This window comes from Blautia sp. DFI.6.71 (assembly GCF_020593585.1).
Classification (GTDB): domain Bacteria; phylum Bacillota; class Clostridia; order Lachnospirales; family Lachnospiraceae; genus Blautia_A; species Blautia_A wexlerae.
In genome coordinates, this window is sequence record NZ_JAJDMJ010000017.1 from 54,008 (window position 1) to 75,109 (window position 21,102).

Below are 21,102 nucleotides of genomic sequence, written 5' to 3' on the forward strand. Positions count from 1 at the left end.
AGAAATCATGTGTAAAGTTATATCCGTAGTAAACCAGAAAGGTGGAGTCGGCAAGACCACCACAACCGTAAATGTAGGTATTGGACTGGCAAGAGAAGGAAAGAAAGTGTTGCTGATCGACGCGGATCCACAGGGAAGTTTAACAGCAAGTCTTGGATATGAAGAACCGGATGATCTTCGAATTACACTGGCAACGATCATGATGGATGTTATCAATGAAGAAGAAATTAATCTAGAAGATGGTATCTTACATCATCAGGAAAATGTAGATCTGCTTCCAGCAAACATTGAACTTTCCGCACTGGAAGTAACGATGGGAAATGTTATGAGCAGAGAAATGATCATGAAAGAATATATCGATGCGATAAGATCCCGATACGATTATATCCTGATCGACTGTATGCCAAGCCTTGGTATGATGACGATCAATGCACTGGTTTCTTCCGATTCCGTGCTGATACCTGTACAGGCCGCATATCTGCCTGTTAAAGGACTTCAACAGCTGATCAAGACCATTCTTACAGTAAAGAAAAGATTGAACCGGAAACTGGCGATCGAGGGCATTCTCCTGACTATGGTAGATTTCAGAACCAATTACGCAAGGGACATTGCATCAAGAGTACATACAACCTATGGAAGCCAGATCGAGGTATTTGAAAATGTAATTCCGATGTCTGTAAAAGCTGCTGAGACCAGTGCAGAGGGAAAAAGCATCTATATGCACTGTCCAAAAGGAAAGGTTGCAGAGGCATATAAGAACTTAACACAGGAGGTTTTGAAGAATGAAAAATAGAAGTGGCGAAAAGATTAAGCTGGCAAGTATTGATGAACTGCTCGGTGTGGTAAATGAAGAATCTGCAATGGAGATAGAAATCAGTAAGATCCATCCATTTAAGAATCATCCGTTCAAGGTGCTGGATGATGAAAAGATGCAGGATCTGGTAGAGAGTGTAAAAATCAATGGAGTGCTGACACCGGTACTTCTCCGTATGGATGAAAACGAAGAATACGAAATGGTATCCGGACACAGAAGAATGCATGCAGCGCAGCTGGCGGGACTTACAACAATTCCGGCAATTGTAAGGGAATTATCAGATGATGATGCCATTGTGGCCATGGTGGACGCTAATATTCAGCGAGAGGAACTGTTACCAAGTGAGAAAGCTTTTGCTTACAAGATGAAACTTGATGCAATGGTAAGATAGGAGGTGTACATGTTTATTTTAAAACTTGCTGGGAAGATATTATTACTGCCGGTATGGCTGATTCTTTTTGTGATCGGCCTGGCAGTGAAGATGACAGTACAGACTTATGCGGTTGTCAGAGGGATCCTTGGGTTTATATTCACTTTGTTGATTATAGCGACTGCATACTGTTATCATGACTGGGTACAGGTTGCATTTCTATTTTCGCTGAGTGTAATTCTGTATCTGATCCTGTTTGCAGGAGTATTCGTGGACACTGTACTGGACATGACAAGAGAACGTCTTATTGATTTTATTATATCGTGAGGAGGATATGAAAATGAGCGAAAACAATGATTATATTCAGTTACCACCACTAAAAAAAGACACACCAGCCGATGTGGTAGCATTTATGTGGGAGTACATGAAAGTACCGGAGGATTCAAGAGAAAAAGTTAAGAATCTGCTTAAAGATGCAAATGAAAATGGAGTAAAAATAAGTCATCAGGCACCAACACTGTATGATGTTGTTCCGAAAGAAGAAATTGCTGAATTTGAAGAGCTTATGCGCAAAACCATAGCTGACATTGTATCAGAAGCCAGTAGCGTTGCCTGTTGGGTGTATGTGCAGAAATATGTGAAGCACAAAACCCTAAACGAAATGCTGCAAGAATTGCCAGACGTAGGTCAATTCATCCTAGCTATGAATACCTGGTTTGAAAAACTGATGGAGAAATAATCTAGGAAAATAGTTTAAAGTTTACATGTTATGATCATGTATGAAGTTGGAACAAAATAAAAGATTGTGCTATATTATTGTTCAAGAAAAAAACTCATTGACATATTTTAATCTATTTAGGAGGATAAACGATCATGTGTACAGCAGCAACTTATAAAACAAAAGATTTTTACTTTGGACGAACCCTCGATTATGAATTCTCTTATGGTGATCAGATAGTAATTACACCACGTAATTATGCGTTTAATTTTCGCCATGTTGGCGATATGAAAAATCATTATGCAATTATTGGAATGGCTCATGTTGCAGAGGATTATCCTTTGTATTATGATGCTATGAATGAAAAAGGAGTGGCAATGGCAGGACTGAATTTTGTCGGAAATGCTGTTTATGCCGCGATTAAGCCAGATGTGGAAAATATTGCACAGTTTGAATTTATTCCGTGGATTTTAAGCCAGTGTTCTTCTTTAGTTGAAGTTCGCGAGCTTCTTGAACGAATTAATATTGTTAATACTCCTTTCAGCGAGCAATTGCCATTAGCACAATTACACTGGATCATTTCTGATGAGAATGAGTCAATTACGGTAGAATCTATGTCAGATGGTTTGCATATTTATGATAATCCAGTAGGAGTGCTTACGAATAATCCGCCATTTCCACAGCAGATGTTTCAACTAAATAATTATATGCATTTATCTCCTAAACAGCCCAGAAATACTTTCTGCGAAAATTTGGCTCTTGATGCATATAGTAGAGGTATGGGAGGATTAGGTCTTCCGGGAGATCTCTCATCTTCCTCACGCTTTGTACGTGTAGCTTTTACAAAGGTAAATGCAATTTCAGGTGAATCAGAGGAAGAAAGCGTTAGCCAATTCTTCCACATTCTCGGATCTGTGGATCAGCAACGAGGATGTTGCGAAGTAGCGGATGGAAAATATGAAATCACATTGTATACGTCGTGTTGTAATGTTACAAAAGGTATTTATTATTACAATACTTATGAAAACCATCAGATCAGTGCAGTAGATATGCATGTAGAAAATCTGGATAGTGATAAAATGATTTGTTATCCAGTAATTCAAGGAGAACGAATCAACTATCAAAATAAATAATGTTTTGAAATCAGGGATGAGGTAGAAAGGAAAGTTCCATGACAAAAGATGAAGTAAAAAAACTCAGGATGAACAGTCCGGAATCACTACAGTTTTTAAATAATGCTACAAAATTTTATAATTTAATGATGATGTATCGTTGTGCTATTCGGGAGATACAAACTAAACTTGAGGTTTTGGATGATGAATTTTCAGTTGAGAACAATCGAAATCCTATTTCTTTTATAAAAACAAGAATTAAGAAGCCCAATAGTATTTACGATAAACTGCAGAAGATGGGATATGAATTTACAACAGAAAATATACAGACATATCTCAATGATGTAGCAGGCGTTCGAATAGTTTGTGCGTTTATTGACGATATTTATATGATATCAGATTTGATTACCCAACAGGATGATATTAAAGTTATTGAAATAAAAGATTATATAAAAAATCCAAAATCGAATGGTTATCGAAGCTATCATATGATTGTTGAAATACCAGTATTTTTTGCTAAGGGTAAAACACCTATGCGTGTAGAATTACAGATTCGAACCAATGGTATGGATTTCTGGGCAACATTGGAACATCAACTTCGCTATAAAAAAGGAATTGAAGAAATGCCTGGCTATGATGAGATAAGTGAAGAATTACTTCATTCTGCAAGAGCTATCATTGAAGCAGATAATGAAATGCAGAGAATAAAAGACAAAATTGGTATGTTCCACGAAATTTAGGGAGAAAACTGAGCAAGTAGGAAGGTGGAATATATATGAAACAAGATACTTTAGAGGGCAAAGCAAAAACAAAAAATGGGGTAAAACGGCTGTGTTTTTCCATAATCTGCATTCTTCTGGAAGTGATTTTTATTATTACTATCGTAACACGCTTGAATGAATATGCAGAAATCATAAATTTATTTACAAGGATTTTGAGTGGGATCTTGGTTTTGGGATTGTACGCATCAAATAAGACATCCTCTATGAAAATGCCTTGGATCATCTTAATTCTAATTTTCCCAATTATGGGTGTAGGCCTGTATTTGTTGATTGGTTTGAATGGTGGCACACATAAAATGCGTGAGCGATATGCAGAAATTGATAGCAAATTGTTACCAATGCTTCCGGACAGTCAGGAGTGTTTGAGCAAAATAAAAGAAACAATTCCGAAAGCAGGAAATATAGCAAGTTACATACAAAGAAATTCGCAGTATCCAATCTATCAGAATACGGATATTGTGTATTTTGATGAAGCAGTGAAAGGATTAGAGGCACAGCTTAAGGATTTGGAGAAAGCACAGAAGTTTATCTTTATGGAATATCATGCGATAGAAGACGCTGAAGCATGGCATAAGATTCAAGATGTTCTGGAAGAGCGAGTAAAAGCAGGTGTGGAAGTTAGAGTATTCTACGATGATATGGGTTCTATAGGCTTTATTAACACAGATTTTGTGAAAAAGATGGAGGCAATAGGAATTCATTGCCGTGTATTCAATCCGTTTATGCCAGGTTTAAATCTGTTTTTGAACAATCGTGATCATAGAAAAATAACAGTTATTGATGGAAAAGTCGGATTTACAGGTGGATATAATCTAGCAAACGAATATTTTAATTACACACACCCGTATGGACAGTGGAAAGATACAGGTATTCGTTTAGAAGGAGATGCTGTTCAGTCGCTTACGGTGACATTTTTGGAAATGTGGAATGCAGTAAGTGATAAGGATGCTAATGATTCTGATTTTAGTAAATACCTTTTCCACTATGATTATGCGGCACAGCAAACTGGGTTTGTTCAACCTTATGCAGACAGCCCTATGGATAATGAGCAAGTCGGAGAAGAAGTTTATATCAGTATGATAAATAAAGCTGAAAAATATTGTTGGTTTATGACTCCATATCTAATCATAACAGATGAAATGACGCATGCGTTATGTCTGGCTGCTAAGCGAGGGGTAGATGTAAGAATTATCACACCTGGTATCCCTGATAAAAAATTCATTTATAATATAACTCGTTCTTTTTATCATGGATTAGTTAAACATGGTGTTCGTGTTTATGAGTGGACTCCTGGTTTCTGTCATGCAAAAATGAGTGTGGCAGATGACTGTATGGCAACTTGTGGAACAATTAATCTGGATTATCGAAGTTTATATCACCATTTTGAAAACGGCTGTTTTATGGCAGATTGTCAGGCAGTTGTGGAAATAAAAAATGATCTGATAAGAACGATGGGAGAATGTCGTGATGTGACAGACCAATATCAAACCGGACGAAGTGCATATTTGCGACTGGGACAATTATTTATGAGATTATTTGCTGGATTGCTATAAGAATCTGATGAAACGACCTTTCAAAAAAAGTTGATTTAGAAGTTAACTGTTTTTGAAAGGCCGTTTTTGCTATATCTAACAGTCTGTTGTACAAAGAAGATTTTGCATGGATGAAAAAACAAACCTTGTTGAGGTTAAATTGAGTTTTCCATTGTATTGTATTGCTAATGAATAAGAATAAGAAAAAGAACAGACAATGCTGAATGCACTGGAAACAAGAATATCTGAGTATAGTATGTAAGTTCGTAACAGAATGAAAGGAGCGATTCAAATGAGCAATTTGGAAAATTATATGAAACAGCAAGCAATTTTTTGTGAACAAAATGATAGCATTAGTAAGAATCTGTATTCAGAGTATGGTGTAAAAAGAGGCTTACGAGATGAAAAAGGCCAAGGTGTGTTGACGGGGCTTACAAATATTTCTGATATAAAAGCTTTTGAATATCGTGATGGAGTAAAGAGTCCATGTGATGGCGAGTTATCTTATCGTGGTTATAATATAAAAGATTTAGTAACAGGAAGTAAAGGAAAAAGGTTTGTCTTTGAAGAAGGAGCATATCTTCTTTTATTCGGAGAATTGCCAACTGATACACAGTTAATGGAATTTCAGGGAAGACTATCTGATTGTATGGAACTACCGACTAACTTTACCAGAGATGTCATTATGAAAGCACCTACATCAGATATTATGGGTTCTATGACTCGAAGTATTCTTACATTGGGCTCTTACGATAAGGAAAAAGAAAGTCTTGAAATTCCGAATGTGCTAAGGCAGAGTATGCAGTTGATCGCAGCATTTCCTATGTTAGCAGTATATGCATACCATGCTTATTGTCATTATGAAAAAAACGAAAGTATGTATATTCATAGACCTGAAAAAGATTTATCTATTGCTGAAAATTTCCTGCGCCTATTAAGACCAGATACAAAATTCACAGAACTGGAAGCAAGAGTACTGGATATAGCATTATTGTTACATATGGAACATGGTGGTGGTAACAATTCTACATTCACTACACGGGTAGTAACATCTTCAGGTTCAGATACTTATTCTGTTATTTCAGCAGCAATGTCATCCTTAAAAGGAAAAAAACATGGCGGTGCAAATCTGATGGTAATGAATATGATGGATGATATTAAAAGTCATGTGAAAGATTATGAAGACGAAGAGGAAATTGCATCATATCTGAGTAAGATTTTGAAGAAAGAGGCGTTTGATCAGAAAGGACTTATTTATGGAATGGGACATGCTGTATATTCTATTTCAGATCCGAGAGAAAGGGTGTTCAAAGGCTTTGTAGAACAACTCGCAAGGGATAAAGGACGTGAGAAAGATATGACCCTTTATAACAATATTGAGAAGATTGCACCTAAGTTGATTGCAAAGCAGCGTCAGATATTCAAAGGAGTAAGTCCTAATATAGATTTCTATAGTGGTTTTGTGTATGACATGTTGAATATTCCAAGAGAATTGTACACGCCATTATTTGCGATAGCAAGAATTGCTGGTTGGAGTGCACATCGCCTGGAAGAATTGATAACTACAGATAAGATCATTCGCCCGGCATATAAGAGTCTAGTCAGCAAAAAAGAATATATAGAAAGAGAGGAACGATAATATGGGAGCAGGAACCAGTGCAGAGGAGTTTTTTTTAAAGAGCATCAATGTTGAAAGTATATTTGAATTTGTCGAAAGAACAGATTATTTGTTTCTTTATAGTATAAAGGAATGTGTTGAAAAATCAGACTGTCATGAAGGAGTATATCTTTCAGAAGTGGCAGAATACATGAAATTATCGATTCCAGAAACATCTAAGATGGTAAAAAGTCTTGAAAATAAAGGATATATTATCTGGAAATTAGATGAAAAAAAAGAAAGAACATACCTTGTTTTGACGAACAAGGCAATTGAATTAAGTAATTGTCAGAAAGAAAAAATGATAGAAGCTTATGAAAAAATCATATCGAATATACAAGAAGATGACCTGGCAGTTACACGGTGTACATTGAGAAAAATCCGACAGCTTATGGAAGAAATAAAATAGTGATTAATACAACGGAGTAAGAAAAGCTCCTTCATATATTAGAATAAAAATATGACTGTTTCTTTAAAAAGAAGCCGGTCATATTTTTTTATGAAAAATAAATTTTGTTGAGGTTAAATTGAGATTGACTTTGTATTGTATAAGTATGAAATAAAAAGGAATCAGGTGATGTACAATGAAAAAGCATAAAATATGTAAAATCCTTCTTGTTATACTGGCAATTTTTTTATGTGTGGCTTTTTATGAATTGCTCGGAATCTGCGTTGCATATAAAAAGCAGCCGGAAGTGTCCAATACAACCAAAAAAGAAACAAAAAATGGGTCATGGAACGAATGCAGTGAAAATACAGAACGGGCAGTAATCATAGAAAAGAATCCAGAAGCGCTTTTACAAAGAGTGCGTTTGATCAAGAATGCAAAAAAGGAAATTATTCTTTCTACTTTTGCATTTCAATCCGATGAAAGTGGAAAATTGATTTTAGGAGCACTGCATGATGCGGCAGACAGAGGTGTACATATTCGTCTGTTAGTAGATGGAATGGAGAGCTGGATTGATATGGAAGGAAATCCGTATTTCTATGGATTATCTTCCCATGAGAATGTTGAAATTAAACTGTATAATAAGGCCAATCCGTTGAAACCGTGGAAAATGATGGGTAGAATGCATGATAAATATTTGATTGCAGATGGAAAGAGATATATTCTTGGGGGAAGAAATACATACAATTATTTCCTGGGTGATTTTCCGGGACATAAAAACTATGACAGAGACGTGTTAGTGGTTTGCGATGAACCTGAGAAAGAAAATTCAGTTAACCAGTTGTCAGAGTATTTTGAAACCATATGGAATCAGGAAGACAGTGGTTATTTTCATAACAATAAAAAACTGGCAAATAGAAAATCTGTAAAGAACGCAGTTTTAGAGTTGCAGAACAGCTATCAGAAATATTTTGAAGAGAATAAGGAAAGAATCTGCGAGACCGATTATACGGACGAAACTTTTGAGACAGAAAAGATTACATTAGTGTCAAATCCTATTCACACAGGTTCCAAAGAACCAGTAGTGTGGTATCAGTTGGGAGAATTGATGAAAAATGCAAAAAATCGTGTGAAGATCCACACGCCATATATTATCTGTAATGATATGATGTATAATACATGGGAGGAGATTGCAGAGAACGTTTCAGATTTTTCTATCATGACAAATTCAGTTGCGAATAATGGGAATCCATTTGGGGCTGCCGATTATGCGAAAAACAGAAATAGAATCTTAAGTACAGGAATTAATATCTGGGAATATGAAGGCGGTTATTCATACCACGGAAAAAGTATTCTCATTGACGATGATCTGTCTGTAATCGGTTCCTTTAATATGGACATGAGAAGTGCATATCTGGATACGGAACTGATGCTTGTAATTCGCAGTAAAGATATTAATAAACAGTTGGAAGAGGGCATGATGGAATATGAAAAAGTGTCCCGCCAGATATTAGAAGGCGGAACTTATAATGATCCATATCATGTAGAGCCAATCGAATTAACAAAGAAACGTCAGAGAAAAATATTTTTGGTACAGCATCTGCTTGGATGGGCAAGGTATCTGTTTTAATAAGGAGGAAGGAAAACGTGTTTCAAATATTGATTGTAGAAGATGATAAAGAATTAAGCCAGCTATTCCAAAAAGTGCTTGAGAAGAATGGATATCAAGTCAAAAGTGCATCGGATGGAGCACAGGCATTAGAAGTATTGGATAAGGAATATATTGATCTGATCATTTCTGATATTATGATGCCGGTTATGGATGGCTATGAACTGGTGTCAGAACTTCGTTCAGCAGGATATCAGATACCAGTGCTTATGATCACTGCGAAAGGTTCCTTTGATGATATGCGCCAGGGATTTCTTTCGGGAAGTGACGATTATATGGTAAAACCGGTAAATGTGAATGAAATGGTTTTAAGAGTCGGAGCACTGCTTCGCCGTGCACAGATACTGAATGAACACAAAATTGTGATCGGTTCAACAGAGTTTGATTATGATGCAATGACGGTTACAACTGATAAGGAAAGTCTTGTTTTGCCTAAAAAAGAATTCCTGCTTTTATATAAGCTTGCAGCTTCGCCAGGCAGAACATTTACAAAACAACAGTTGATGGATGAAGTATGGGGATACGAGACGGAGGCAGACCCACATACGATAGAGGTACATATAGGAAGAATCAGAGAGCGTTTTAAAGATAACCCTGATTTTGAAATCGTAACAATGCGTGGAATTGGATACAAGGTGGTGAAAAAATAATGGAACAAAAGAAAGAAAAAGGATTGCGGATCCGGTCCTGTCTGACTGGTGCAATCTGGCTGGCACTTGTATTTTCAACAGTCATATCTGCTTTATTATTTGCTTTTTTGAATCATTTTTTTAATCTGCCGGGCAGCATACCTGTGCTTGGCTGGCTTTTGATTTTTAATACATTGATTGCAGGGCTGATCACTTCCTTTATTAATGCAAAGTTACTGGAACCAATTACCAGACTTAGTAAAGCAATGAAGAAAGTTTCTCAGGGAGATTTTGAACAGCATTTGGAAACGAACAGCCGTATAGCAGAAGTTGGAGAATCTTATCAAAGTTTTAACGTTATGACAAAAGAACTTCGTGCAACAGAGGTGCTGCAGATGGATTTTGTATCTAATGTTTCTCATGAGTTTAAGACCCCGATTAATGCCATTGAAGGATATACAATGCTGCTTCAGGGAGAAGAACTGTCTCCGGATCAAGAGGAATATGTAGAAAAAATCTTATTTAACACCCAAAGACTTTCCGGATTGGTTGGTAATATTTTGCTGTTATCCAAGTTAGAGAATCAGAATATACCAATGAAAAAAACAGAATATCGTCTGGATGAACAGATCCGCCAGGCATTTCTTTCATTGGAAACAAAATGGACAGAAAAAGAAATTGGTTTTCAGGTAGAATTGGAGGAAGTTAAATATACTGGGAATGAAGGACTTTTTATGCATATCTGGATAAATCTTTTGGATAATGCGATTAAGTTCAGCCCTTCAAAGGGGACAATTACGATGTTTCTGAAACAAGAACAGGATTCTGTTAAGTTCATTCTGGAAGATGAAGGACCAGGAATAGAGGATGATGTAAAATCCAGAATATTTGACAAGTTCTATCAGGTAGATGGATCTCATAAAGCAGAAGGAAATGGCCTAGGTCTTGCACTTGTAAAACGGATTGTAGATAGTGCCGGAGGAACAATCAAAGCAGAAAACCGTGAATATGGTGGATGCAGATTTGTTATAGAGCTGCCAAAGCAGAAAGATGAGATTATATAGTTTTAAGATAAATTAGAAGATGGGAGGATTTATATGACATTTTATCAGGAGTTGCAGTTAAATCAGACAGGTTCTAAAAACCTGTTGAAAAAGAGTGAAACACTAAAAGAAAAATTATATCATATGTGGGTATATCTGGTGAAGATAGCTGTTACAATGGCATTTTGTTTTTTCTTTGTTAGTATTTTCAGCATCCTATTTGGAAATGAGAACAGCATTGTAGGTGTAGTAGTCTTATTATGTCTCATGGTGTTTAGAAATGCGGATCTGGGGATCCACACCGGACAATCTACGATGCTTTTGGCTTTGTTCTTTGTAATTATGACTGTATGTCCGCATTTAGCAAATCAGTTTTCACCGGTATTGGGAATGCTGTTAAATATTGCGGCACTGGCTGTGTTGATTCTGTTCGGATGCCATAATCCATTCATGTTTAATCAATCTACATTGGTTCTTGGGTATCTGCTGCTATATGGTTATGATGTTACGGGAAAAAGCTATCAGATGCGATTAGTCGGAATGGCTTTAGGTGCAGCACTTACCTGCTTCGTATTTTATCGAAATCATAAAAACAGAACTTATAAAAGAAATCTGAAAGATCTGATACAAGAATTTGATATCACTTCTTCCAGAACAAAATGGCAGATATGTCAGATTTTATGCGTACCGATTGTCCTTTGCATTGCAGAACTTTGTAATATGCCACGTGCAATGTGGGCTGGTATTGCGGCCATGTCCACGATTTTGCCGTTTATGGAAGATATGCACTACAGAGTCCGTAAAAGGATTGTCGGAAATATTGCAGGTGTTATATGCTTTACAGTATTATATTTTCTGCTTCCTTCGTCAATCTATGCATATATAGGAATTCTTGGTGGAATCGGTGTAGGATTTTCAGCACAATATGGCTGGCAGGCAGTATTTAACACATTTGGTGCTTTAGCCATTGCTGCAGAGACTTATGGACTACAAGGAGCGGTTAGTCTTAGAGTGATTCAAAATGTTTTTGGTGTTGTGTTTGCTTTAGCATTTTGTGTTATATTTTATTGGTTTATGTCTAAAAAAAAGGAAAGTGAGGTGACCGTACATGCAGAGTGAAGTGAATCAGGAAGAAAATTTGAATAGAATTATTACGGTTCCTAATCTTCTTTCTTTTTTTCGGCTTTGTCTGATTCCGGTAATTATATGGAGTTATTGTGTAAAGAAAAATCCTCTGTTAGCTGGTGAAATCTTATTGCTGTCTGGTCTTACGGATCTTGCTGATGGATATATCGCAAGAAGATTCCATAGAATTAGTAATTTAGGAAAAATACTTGATCCGGTGGCTGATAAGCTGACACAGGCAGCGATGTTAATCTGTCTGTTTACTCGTTTTCCGCATGTGCTTCTTTTAATCGTAATAATGGCAGGTAAGGAGCTGTATATGGTAGTCAGTGGATGTCTTGTGATACAAAAGACAGGAAAAGTACATGGTGCAGACTGGCATGGAAAGATAGTAACCTTTTTATTATATGGAACTGCAGCGGTGCATATTATATGGTTCCACATTACACCGATGGTATCAGATCTGTTGATTGGTTTGTGTGCTATAATGATGGTCATATCGGTCGCTCTGTATATTATCCAGAATACTAGGACTCTTAAGGGAGAGACTGTATAAGCAATTTTATATTGCAATGACTAGAAAAATATTTAGGAGAAGATAGATATAAACAGTAAGTCAAACACACAAACTATGGAGTCTTTAGTCGGTTTAATAAAATTTTAGATAGAAAATAAATCATTATAAAAAGATCCTGTTCATACTATGATATATAGAACAGGATCTTTATTTACTTTATTTCGCCAGGAAATTGCTCTGAATCTCCATCGGCATATGATAAGCCTGGCCTCGTTTTGTCAGGCTGTATAATTTAAAGCTCATTAGTTCCGGAGTCGCATTCAATGAACTGCAGAGTCCGAAATAATCCAGGTCCTCGTTCTGAACCATATCTTCGATTTCCTCATCTTCAATCAGCAGATCGGCAGCAAACAGATTGGCCTGGTATTCTGTATTATCCGTCATATTGTAGAGTGTATCATCTTGCATACCTGGGTTGGATTTATCTTTATGGTAATTGTGTTAGTAGTTGTAATGCAGATATTTGAAAAGGTGAAAGAACAGCTGCTTAAATGGACAATTGATTAAAATTAAATGAAGATGAAAATATAGGGAAGTTGTGGTATATGGATGTGTATCACAGCTTCCCTTTTTTAACAAAAGCTAAATGCGTTTCATAAGTTACACTGCAATGTCCGGTGTCCAGTAGATATTATTTATCAATCTCACTCAGTGCAGCTTCATCAGCAACGATTGTTACATCATTATGTAACTGAAGGATGGAAGCCGGTACTTCCGGAGTGATTGCTCCATAGAGTACTTGCCTGTTGGGTGTATGTGCAGAAATATGTGAAACAGAAAACTCTGGACGAAATGCTGCAAGAATTGCCAGATGTAGGCCAATTTATCATTGCTATTGGATAGCTGGTTTGAAAGACTGATGGCGGAAGAATAGATGCTGTGATAGAATGAAGAAAAATGATAAGTTAATAAAATGATATCAAAAAAATTTACATCTGATAAGGAGAAGGAAAATAGATGGAAAGTGTGAATTATGAATATTTTGATTCAGAGAATGATTATTCAAAAAATCCTAATGCAACCAAACATAGATCATTTAACGTTTCAAGAGGAGATTTTAGTAAATATGCTATTTTAAATGGATTTTACGGAAAAAAACTGATTTCTCGAGATGCAAGAAAATTTTATTCATCAATGTGTAGAATGGCAGTAAAAAAGGAAAAAGGGTTTTATGTAATTTCAGATGAGTATGAATTTGCGGAAACTTCATATAAAAATGTAATTTCTTTTGCCATGGGTATGTTAGCAACAAGAATTATTGCAAATGAAATATATAACATTAACAAATTATATCATTTTACAGATAAGAGTTTTAAAGGAACGTTGGTGAATGGAAAAATGGCACCAGATTGGATCGGAGTTGATGGGCAAAAAAAAGTATTTTTATTTGAAAGTAAGGGGACTTGTAATAAGAATGTTAGGAAAAAGACAATCGAGCATGCAAAAGTACAATTAAATAATGTGGGTTCAATTAAGGATACATCAACAAACCAGATGTATTACCCACAAAAAGATAGCAAACATGTAATTTGTTCATGTTTTGACGCATACTCTGGTATAGATAAAGTATGGAATATACATGATGTGGATCCAGAAGGAAAGGGAGAAGTTAACTTAGAAATTAATTTTGATAAAGAATGCTTTATGTATTATCAAGCATTTGTTTCGTATGTGGATTCATTAAATCAGGTATATCAATGTTAGTCTGTAAAAAATCAAAAATACTATTGTTGGGTGTATGAAGATGAAAAATATTGTATTCTTGAAGAAATATATAATTCGATGAAATCAGGACAATTTAATGAACAGAATAGATATCGTAATTTTAATAATTATGTAAACGAGAAACTTAGTGATATAGAGTATCCAGAACAGTTTTCACATGATGGAATCTCTTCCTATGAAGATGGAATAGTAGTTTGTAGTTCAGTTTCTTGGCGAGATAAGCTGCACTAAGAAGATATTTTTGTTTTTGTTATCATACTCCTCCTTCCGCTGAGACTATTCCTCCCGCCGGGAGTTCACGTATTTCAATATCGGCTGTCCCTTCCGATATTAGAAATAGTGCTGTGAACACCTTTAGGTGGAACCAACAGACAAGTGAAACGTCTGTTATTGAGAGGGTATGGGGAAATCCCCATCAAGATAAATCCCATAGGAGAACAGGATGGCAAACGACATTACTGTTAAACATGGGTGGATCTTGCTCTTATTTGTATCCCTCTATATAACGAAACGCTCAGAGACTGTTTTACAGTGGGGGAAAAGAAAAAATATCAAAAAATTGATGATTAATGGTGAGCTTGTGATAGAATGAAAAAAAGAGAAAAGCATAAAGGATGTAGTTGTAGAGAATATTTGTTATGATTAGAAAGTTGCTGAACGGAGATATCGATAGAGTTGCTGACATATGGTTAAAGACAAATCTGAAAGCACATTATTTTATTTCCAATCAATACTGGAAAAGTAATTATGAATTAGTAAAAGAAATGATGTCACAATACGAAGTTTATGTGTTTGAAGCAGATAAAATGATACAAGGATTTGTAGGACTAAATGATAAATATATAGAAGGTATTTTTGTCTCCGATGAAATGCAGTCATGTGGCATAGGTAAGCTTTTATTAGATTATGTTAAGGATAAAAAAGTTAGCTTACGATTAAATGTATACCAGAAGAATGCCAGAGCAATTTCTTTTTACCAAAGAGAAGGGTTCATTATTCAATGTGAAGGCTTGGATGAAGCTACTGGTGAAAAAGAGTACACTATGCTATGGAAACGAAAATAGAAATCGGAATTTATCAGAAAATGAAGAATAGTTGAAATGGAGGCGCTATAATAACATGAAGATTGAAGGGAACCAGAAAGAACTGGATGCAATGGTAGAATTTCATAAGGGAAACCGTGTCGAGGGACTGAGACTGCAAGAAGAATTTGCAGCGGAATTTCGTAAGGAGTATAAAGACAAAGATCACTGTCCTTGCCTGAAAGCCTGTCGTTATCACGGAAACTGTAAGGAATGTGTAGCAATCCACAGAGCGCATCAGGAACATGTTCCTAATTGTATGCGACCATTGATTAATAAAAAATTGAAATTGATGTCAGAATTAACAGAGCATACCTTGGCAAATGAAATAGAAGCTCCACATGAGATTTTAAGAAAATAGGCAAGTCAAATTCAAGTTTACAGAACTGAATCAAAAGAGCTCGAAGGAGCTCTTTTTCCTTTTTTATAATAGTATCATTATGGTATAATAGAGACATTAAAATCGGAAGTTGGAGGATACACGCATGAAAATTGTAATCATTAATGGAAGTGCCAGAAAAGGAAACACGCTGACAGCAATCAATGCATTTATAAAAGGAGCATCAGAAAAGAATGAAATTGAAATCATTGAACCTGACAAACTCAACATTGCACCATGCAAGGGATGTGGTGTCTGTCAATGCTCTAAGGGATGCGTCGATAAGGATGATACAAATTCTACCATTGATAAAATTGCTGCCGCAGATATGATTCTTTTTGCTACACCAGTTTATTGGTGGGGAATGTCAGCACAATTGAAACTTATCATTGATAAGTGCTACTGCCGTGGATTGCAGTTAAAAAACAAAAAAGTTGGCACAATTGTTGTAGGTGGTTCTCCCGTAGGCAGCATCCAGTATGAGCTGATTGATAAGCAGTTTGACTGTATGGCAAAATATCTTTCATGGGATATGCTTTTCAAAAAATCATATTATGCAACAGCCAGAGATGAACTTGAAAAAAATAAGGATTCCATGAACGAACTTGAGTGGATTGGAAAAAATTTATAAAGCACACACCAAATTCAAGTTTGATGAATTAAATTAGATGGCAATTGATGGAGTAACAAGTTGTATGAAAATTCGAGAAGTTAACAAAAATAAAAAGCAGTTTATATCATTATTGTTATTAGCTGATGAACAGGAGAGCATGGTTGATCGTTATCTTGAAAAAGGAACTATGTATGTGCTTGAAGATAATGATGTAAAAGCTGAATGTGTTGTCACCGATGAAGGTAACGGAATACTTGAAATCAAGAATATCGCAGTCGATCCGGAAAACCAGGGAAAGGGCTATGGCAAAGCACTAATTGATTTTCTTGCCAGTAAATATGCAGATGAATATTCTGTTTTGCAAGTTGGAACAGGTGACAGTCCATTGACGATACCATTTTATGAAAAATGTGGATTTGTTCGTTCTCACAAGATTCCCAATTTTTTTACTGACAATTATGACCACACAATTTATGAGGGCGGTGTACAGCTAATAGATATGGTATATTTGCAAAGACATATATAAATTCAAGTTTGTTGAATTAAAAATGAAATAAAGTTTCAGTAATCATAGAGTGTATGGATTCAATTCCATATGCTCTTTTTCTTTACTTAATTTCATGAAAAATGTAAAAATCTAATGTTACGAATTTCTTACGAGTTGCATTAAAAAAACTCGCAAGAAAAAAAGTAAAAAAATTTGCTTTTGACCACTGTAAAACATGCTCTGAGCGTTTCGTTATATGAAGGGATAATTTTTCTTTCATATTTCAAGGAAAAGAGGATAAAGAAATGTCAGAGAAAAGATGTTATACAGTTCAAGAGTTACAGGAAATCTTAGGAGTCAGCAGACCTACTATTTATAACCTTTTGAAGAAAAAGGAATTCCGGTGGATCCAGTTGGATGGCGGAAAGTATCGCATCTCTAAGAAGAGTTTCGATGACTGGCTCGATAACTTGGAACAGTAAAAAACAGGGTGTTGATCTGGCAGATTTTGTCTGCAATCGACATCCTAAATTTTTATCTGGATTTGAGATATGATATAAGAAAAAACACTAACACTAAAAAAGACAGGAAGTGAAGAATAAATGGCAACAGCAATTATGAAACAAAAAGAAGTTCCGGAAATGGATGATGTTGCAGAAATCATTTCGAAGATATCAGAGGACAGTCCTTACAAACGTCGTCCAACGCAAAAGAGAACCTGGATGACCGTGCCGGAAATGGGAAAGCTGTTGGGATTAAAAAAGACAGATCGATACTGGCTGGTTCATAAAAATGTTTTTGAATCAAAAGAGATTGCCGGAAAGATACGAATCAACATTGCTAGCTTTGAAAAATGGTACGCCAATCAGATTAAATATCATAAAGTTACCGGAGAAAAACCCGGGAAAGAATTGAAATCCTGGTCCTATTCTGTTAAGGAAGTCGCGGATCTGTTGGGTGTTGATGAATATCTTGTTTATGATTTACTCAAGAAAAATCAAATGGAAGCTGTTATTGTCGATTACTGGAAACGAATACCAAAAGAATCTTTTCAGAATTGGTATAAAAGCCAGTCCCAGTATCGAACAAAGGAAGACAGAAAAAAAGACGCTCTTCTGGAAGATGCAACAATTACGATGCCTGAGATGGCACAGCTGCTTGGAACAACCAGAAGCGCAGTATATACAATTCTTGATAATCCAAAGTATAGTCATTTTTTTGAATTCATTGTGATTGCAGAAAAGAAAAGGATCACAAAAGAGAGTTTTCAAAAATTCCTGGAAGGTCAGGATCGGTATATGCTGGATCCATCGAATGATTATGAAGAACTTGCACAGGAACAAAATATTGCCCTGGCTAATTTCCGGTGGAAGAAATTATCACAGACCGGAATACGAGGAAGCAATGGAAATATAAAGTATCTTACTTTTGATGAAGCTTCCTATCTGGCAAAGGTCAGCAGAAGCATGATCAACAAGTGGGCGGATAAAGGAAAGTTCACAGTAATAAAAGTTGGCAGTCGAGTTAGGATCCGTCGGGATGAATTTGAGGACTGGATGGAGCAAAGAGATTTGGAAAGGAGTATGCAATAATATGGCATCAATAAGAGAACGAAACGGAAAATTCAATGTAATCTATTCTTATACGAATGAAAAAGGCGAGAGAAAACAGAAATGGGAAACCTATGAAACAAAAGCCGAAGCTAAAAGAAGAAAAAAAGAAATTGAATATAAAAAAGAGATGGGATCATTTGTCGTCCGCAAATGCAAAACACTGGACGAGCTCATTACAGAATATGTTGCACTGTATGGAAAAGAAAACTGGGCGCTTTCTACGTATGAAGGAAATGTCTCTCTTATCAACAACTATATTCTTCCGATCATTGGTGATGCAAAGCTGTCAGAAATCAATACCAGATTCATCGAAAGATATTATCAGAGTCTTTTGAAGAGGCGTGCTGTTATCAATCCATTAAATAAAACAAGTAAAAATGAACTTGTATCGGCCAGTACCATCAGAGATATTAATAAGCTGCTTAGAAACTGTTTTGAGCAGGCAGTGAAATGGGAATTGATGGAGAAAAATCCCTGCATTCATGCAACTGTACCAAAACATAAATCCCAAAAAAGAGACATCTGGACAGCGGATACATTGATGTATGCGCTCAGTGTCTGTGAAGATGAACGATTAAAGCTCGCAATTAATCTATCTTTCTCATGTTCCCTGCGACTTGGTGAGCTGCTTGGTCTTACCTGGGATTGTGTAGATATCTCTCCTGAGGCAATTGAAGAAAACCGTGCATATGTCTTCATCAACAAAGAATCACAGCGTATAAGAAAAGAATCGTTGAATGCATTGGATGAAGTCGATCCGGAACTTCTGGCAAAAGTATTGGCTAATCCAGAGATGCGGGCATTACTCAATTCGTTGGCGAAGACGATGAAGTAATGAATTCTATATCCCAATGAGTATATTTATTGTGCATATGGAGAATCTATCTCCATCAAATCTATTGAAATCTCCATCATTTAGCGTTAAAATGATGGAGATAAATTCAAAATGAAGGAGATTTCAATGAGAAATTTTGATTATATTACAAATCCTGCGAAGTTGCTGACACCTGAAATTGTTCAGATGGTTGGCAGTATTCATGAGCATAAAGGTAAACAGGAATTATTTCTGGAAGCAAACATAGATGAACTGAAAACACTTCTGGAAGTTGCTTTAATTCAAAGTACGGGAGCATCTAACCGAATTGAAGGTATATTTACAAGTGATAAACGTTTGGAAGAACTGGTAAGTCAGAAAGCAGAGCCACGTAATCGGTCTGAACAGGAAATTGCCGGCTACCGTGAAGTGCTGGCTACGATTCACGAAAGTTATGAATATATCACTCCAAGACCAAACATTATTTTACAGTTACATCGTGATTTATATTCTTATTCCCAAGGAAACATCGGTGGTACCTATAAGAATTCAGACAATGTAATTGCAGAAACCGATGCCGAGGGACACCAGAAAGCTCGTTTTATTCCCGTTCCAGCTTTTCAGACTGCAGAAGCAATAGACGAACTTTGCGCTCGTTTCCTTGAAGCATGGGAAGCTGACCGCATTGATAAACTGGTTTTGATTCCTATGTTCATTCTGGACTTTCTGTGCATCCATCCTTTCAATGACGGAAATGGTAGGATGAGCCGTTTGCTCACTTTACTGCTTTTTTATAAGGCGGGATATATCGTTGGAAAATATGTCAGTATGGAAATGCTGATTGAAAAGACAAAAGAAACATATTATGAAGCCCTTCAAGCAAGTTCTACTGGCTGGCATGAGGGCGAAAACAGCTATGAGCCTTTTGTTAAGTATTATTTAGGTATTATGCTGAAAGCATACAATGAATTTGAAAGCCGTGTAGAACATTTGAAGTACCATAATCTTTCCAAGCCGGATAGAATTAAGGCGGTGATTGATAATAAGGTTGGTAAGATAACGAAGAAGGAAATTATGGAACTATGCCCTGACATAAGTAAGGTTACCGTGGAAAGAACACTGACAGATTTAGTTAAGAGTGGGTATATCGCAAAGGTCGGTGCAGGTCCATCCACCGGTTATGTCCGTATTTGAAAAATTATTTTCAGATTTCCATAATAATAATATTACTACTTTGAATTAACCAATTTGCCAGTCAAAAACGCATGGACAAACCGTCTCATATGCGGTATATTATTTATAGACAAGAAAATATCTTGTGCTTTCGATAGGAAGTTTAATTGAATAATTGCGCGTCGCATTCTCGTTACTTAGTGATGAGTTAGACGCGCAAATTTTTTACCCAAAGGAAAACATATGTTTACTTTTGGCACTATATGTGCTAAAATATAGCCATGGGTAGTAGAAAAACAACAGAATCTGAGAAAAGAGTTATCAGGGAAAAATAAAAATGCAGATAATATCCAGTTATGGTGTAGAATTACGAAAACAGAATATCCCAATCCGCCAGACACTGGAGATCTACCGTTCTGCTGTCAGCTATCTGATTGGGATTTATGTGCAGGTATGGGAAGAATTAGCAGAAATCCCGGATGCAAAGAGGCGTTTTAATGCTGCAGAACATCTGGTACATACTACGAAGAAAAACCATGCCTGTTTTGATTTTGATATCCGGTTCCCAAAGATGCCTTCCTATCTGCGCAGATCTGCCATCCAGCATGCACTGGGGACAGTATCCTCTTATAAAACACGGCTGGATCTATGGGAAAAGACCGACGGAAAGAGCGGGAAACCAAAGCTTGTATATGAAAATCACGCCATGCCGGTCTTCTACCGTGATGTCATGTATCGTGAAGGCGCGGAAGGGAAAGACGAAGCATACCTGAAACTCTATGACGGTCATGACTGGAAAT

24 protein-coding genes and 3 pseudogenes are annotated in these 21,102 nt (G+C 36.3%); 25 read left to right on the plus strand and 2 right to left on the minus strand.

Annotated features, from left to right (window positions below; translation table 11 throughout):
- Positions 1–7: 7 nt before the first annotated feature.
- The 14 genes and pseudogenes from LJE12_RS09245 (at position 8) to LJE12_RS09310 (ending at position 12,395) form a co-directional block, all read left to right on the plus strand.
- Positions 8–793, plus strand: a complete 786-nt coding sequence (locus LJE12_RS09245) for a ParA family protein (RefSeq protein ID WP_055171506.1) — start codon at positions 8–10, stop codon at positions 791–793.
- Positions 783–1,202: pseudogene (locus LJE12_RS09250) on the plus strand (ParB/RepB/Spo0J family partition protein); the annotation flags it as partial. The gene LJE12_RS09245 and the pseudogene LJE12_RS09250, both read left to right, overlap by 11 nt.
- Positions 1,203–1,214: 12 nt before the next feature.
- Complete coding sequence (locus tag LJE12_RS09255; protein ID WP_118339751.1) at positions 1,215–1,511, plus strand: hypothetical protein; 297 nt, start codon at positions 1,215–1,217, stop codon at positions 1,509–1,511.
- Between the two features lie 7 nt (positions 1,512–1,518).
- The gene (locus tag LJE12_RS09260; RefSeq protein ID WP_118339754.1) at positions 1,519–1,923 is read left to right on the plus strand and encodes a hypothetical protein; all 405 of its coding nucleotides are present in this window, start codon (positions 1,519–1,521) and stop codon (positions 1,921–1,923) included.
- A 134-nt stretch (positions 1,924–2,057) separates the two neighbouring features.
- A complete protein-coding gene (bsh, locus tag LJE12_RS09265) occupies positions 2,058–3,035 on the plus strand; it encodes a choloylglycine hydrolase (protein WP_118339757.1) in 978 nt (325 codons plus the stop codon).
- Between the two features lie 38 nt (positions 3,036–3,073).
- A complete protein-coding gene (locus LJE12_RS09270) occupies positions 3,074–3,754 on the plus strand; it encodes a GTP pyrophosphokinase (RefSeq protein ID WP_005347231.1) in 681 nt (226 codons plus the stop codon).
- A 35-nt stretch (positions 3,755–3,789) separates the two neighbouring features.
- The gene (cls, locus tag LJE12_RS09275; protein WP_055053948.1) at positions 3,790–5,349 is read left to right on the plus strand and encodes a cardiolipin synthase; all 1,560 of its coding nucleotides are present in this window, start codon (positions 3,790–3,792) and stop codon (positions 5,347–5,349) included.
- A 253-nt stretch (positions 5,350–5,602) separates the two neighbouring features.
- Positions 5,603–6,967, plus strand: a complete 1,365-nt coding sequence (locus LJE12_RS09280) for a citrate/2-methylcitrate synthase (RefSeq protein WP_172679323.1) — start codon at positions 5,603–5,605, stop codon at positions 6,965–6,967.
- Between the two features lies 1 nt (position 6,968).
- Complete coding sequence (locus tag LJE12_RS09285) at positions 6,969–7,394, plus strand: MarR family winged helix-turn-helix transcriptional regulator (RefSeq protein WP_006858455.1); 426 nt, start codon at positions 6,969–6,971, stop codon at positions 7,392–7,394.
- 175 nt (positions 7,395–7,569) lie between these two features.
- Positions 7,570–9,003 carry a phospholipase D family protein gene (locus LJE12_RS09290; protein WP_055053946.1) on the plus strand — a complete coding sequence of 478 codons (1,434 nt, stop codon included), beginning with the start codon at positions 7,570–7,572 and terminating at the stop codon, positions 9,001–9,003.
- Positions 8,982–9,692: a response regulator transcription factor gene (locus LJE12_RS09295; protein ID WP_003693048.1), complete on the plus strand. Its 711-nt coding sequence runs from the start codon at positions 8,982–8,984 to the stop codon at positions 9,690–9,692. The genes LJE12_RS09290 and LJE12_RS09295 overlap by 22 nt, the downstream gene beginning before the upstream one ends.
- Positions 9,692–10,735: a HAMP domain-containing sensor histidine kinase gene (locus LJE12_RS09300; protein WP_118574751.1), complete on the plus strand. Its 1,044-nt coding sequence runs from the start codon at positions 9,692–9,694 to the stop codon at positions 10,733–10,735. The genes LJE12_RS09295 and LJE12_RS09300 overlap by 1 nt, the downstream gene beginning before the upstream one ends.
- Positions 10,736–10,768: 33 nt before the next feature.
- A complete protein-coding gene (locus tag LJE12_RS09305) occupies positions 10,769–11,833 on the plus strand; it encodes an FUSC family protein (protein WP_055060228.1) in 1,065 nt (354 codons plus the stop codon).
- Positions 11,823–12,395, plus strand: coding sequence for a CDP-alcohol phosphatidyltransferase family protein (locus LJE12_RS09310; protein WP_055053943.1), 573 nt, complete (start codon positions 11,823–11,825; stop codon positions 12,393–12,395). The genes LJE12_RS09305 and LJE12_RS09310 overlap by 11 nt, the downstream gene beginning before the upstream one ends.
- 177 nt (positions 12,396–12,572) lie before the next feature.
- Here the strand turns inward: LJE12_RS09310 and LJE12_RS09315 are convergent, their stop codons facing one another.
- Both LJE12_RS09315 and LJE12_RS20620 read right to left on the minus strand, forming a co-directional pair.
- Positions 12,573–12,800, minus strand: a complete 228-nt coding sequence (locus LJE12_RS09315) for an ImmA/IrrE family metallo-endopeptidase (RefSeq protein WP_242853941.1) — start codon at positions 12,798–12,800, stop codon at positions 12,573–12,575.
- A gap of 247 nt (positions 12,801–13,047) precedes the next feature.
- Positions 13,048–13,146: pseudogene (locus LJE12_RS20620) on the minus strand (glucosamine-6-phosphate deaminase); the annotation flags it as partial.
- 227 nt (positions 13,147–13,373) lie between these two features.
- On the opposite strand from LJE12_RS20620, the gene LJE12_RS09325 reads away from it, so the two are divergent.
- The 11 genes and pseudogenes from LJE12_RS09325 to LJE12_RS09375 form a co-directional block, all read left to right on the plus strand.
- Positions 13,374–14,120, plus strand: a complete 747-nt coding sequence (locus LJE12_RS09325; protein ID WP_118615065.1) for a hypothetical protein — start codon at positions 13,374–13,376, stop codon at positions 14,118–14,120.
- 463 nt (positions 14,121–14,583) lie between these two features.
- Complete coding sequence (locus LJE12_RS09330; RefSeq protein WP_167338141.1) at positions 14,584–14,733, plus strand: hypothetical protein; 150 nt, start codon at positions 14,584–14,586, stop codon at positions 14,731–14,733.
- Positions 14,734–14,779: 46 nt separating this feature from the next.
- Positions 14,780–15,205 carry a GNAT family N-acetyltransferase gene (locus LJE12_RS09335; protein WP_055053942.1) on the plus strand — a complete coding sequence of 142 codons (426 nt, stop codon included), beginning with the start codon at positions 14,780–14,782 and terminating at the stop codon, positions 15,203–15,205.
- Between the two features lie 55 nt (positions 15,206–15,260).
- A complete protein-coding gene (locus LJE12_RS09340) occupies positions 15,261–15,584 on the plus strand; it encodes a hypothetical protein (protein ID WP_004613237.1) in 324 nt (107 codons plus the stop codon).
- A gap of 124 nt (positions 15,585–15,708) precedes the next feature.
- A complete protein-coding gene (locus LJE12_RS09345) occupies positions 15,709–16,233 on the plus strand; it encodes a flavodoxin family protein (protein WP_227292183.1) in 525 nt (174 codons plus the stop codon).
- Between the two features lie 64 nt (positions 16,234–16,297).
- Positions 16,298–16,741 (plus strand): GNAT family N-acetyltransferase, encoded by a 444-nt coding sequence (locus LJE12_RS09350; RefSeq protein WP_055054269.1) that lies wholly within the window; start codon positions 16,298–16,300, stop codon positions 16,739–16,741.
- A gap of 266 nt (positions 16,742–17,007) precedes the next feature.
- A complete protein-coding gene (locus LJE12_RS09355) occupies positions 17,008–17,184 on the plus strand; it encodes a helix-turn-helix domain-containing protein (RefSeq protein WP_003864535.1) in 177 nt (58 codons plus the stop codon).
- A gap of 120 nt (positions 17,185–17,304) precedes the next feature.
- Positions 17,305–18,294 carry a helix-turn-helix domain-containing protein gene (locus LJE12_RS09360; RefSeq protein WP_118615063.1) on the plus strand — a complete coding sequence of 330 codons (990 nt, stop codon included), beginning with the start codon at positions 17,305–17,307 and terminating at the stop codon, positions 18,292–18,294.
- Position 18,295: 1 nt separating this feature from the next.
- Positions 18,296–19,150 (plus strand): tyrosine-type recombinase/integrase, encoded by an 855-nt coding sequence (locus tag LJE12_RS09365; protein WP_226839779.1) that lies wholly within the window; start codon positions 18,296–18,298, stop codon positions 19,148–19,150.
- A gap of 111 nt (positions 19,151–19,261) precedes the next feature.
- On the plus strand, positions 19,262–20,323 hold the full coding sequence (locus tag LJE12_RS09370; protein ID WP_055054271.1) for a Fic family protein: 1,062 nt from the start codon (positions 19,262–19,264) through the stop codon (positions 20,321–20,323).
- A gap of 316 nt (positions 20,324–20,639) precedes the next feature.
- A pseudogene (locus LJE12_RS09375) lies at positions 20,640–21,102 on the plus strand (IS200/IS605 family accessory protein TnpB-related protein); the annotation flags it as partial.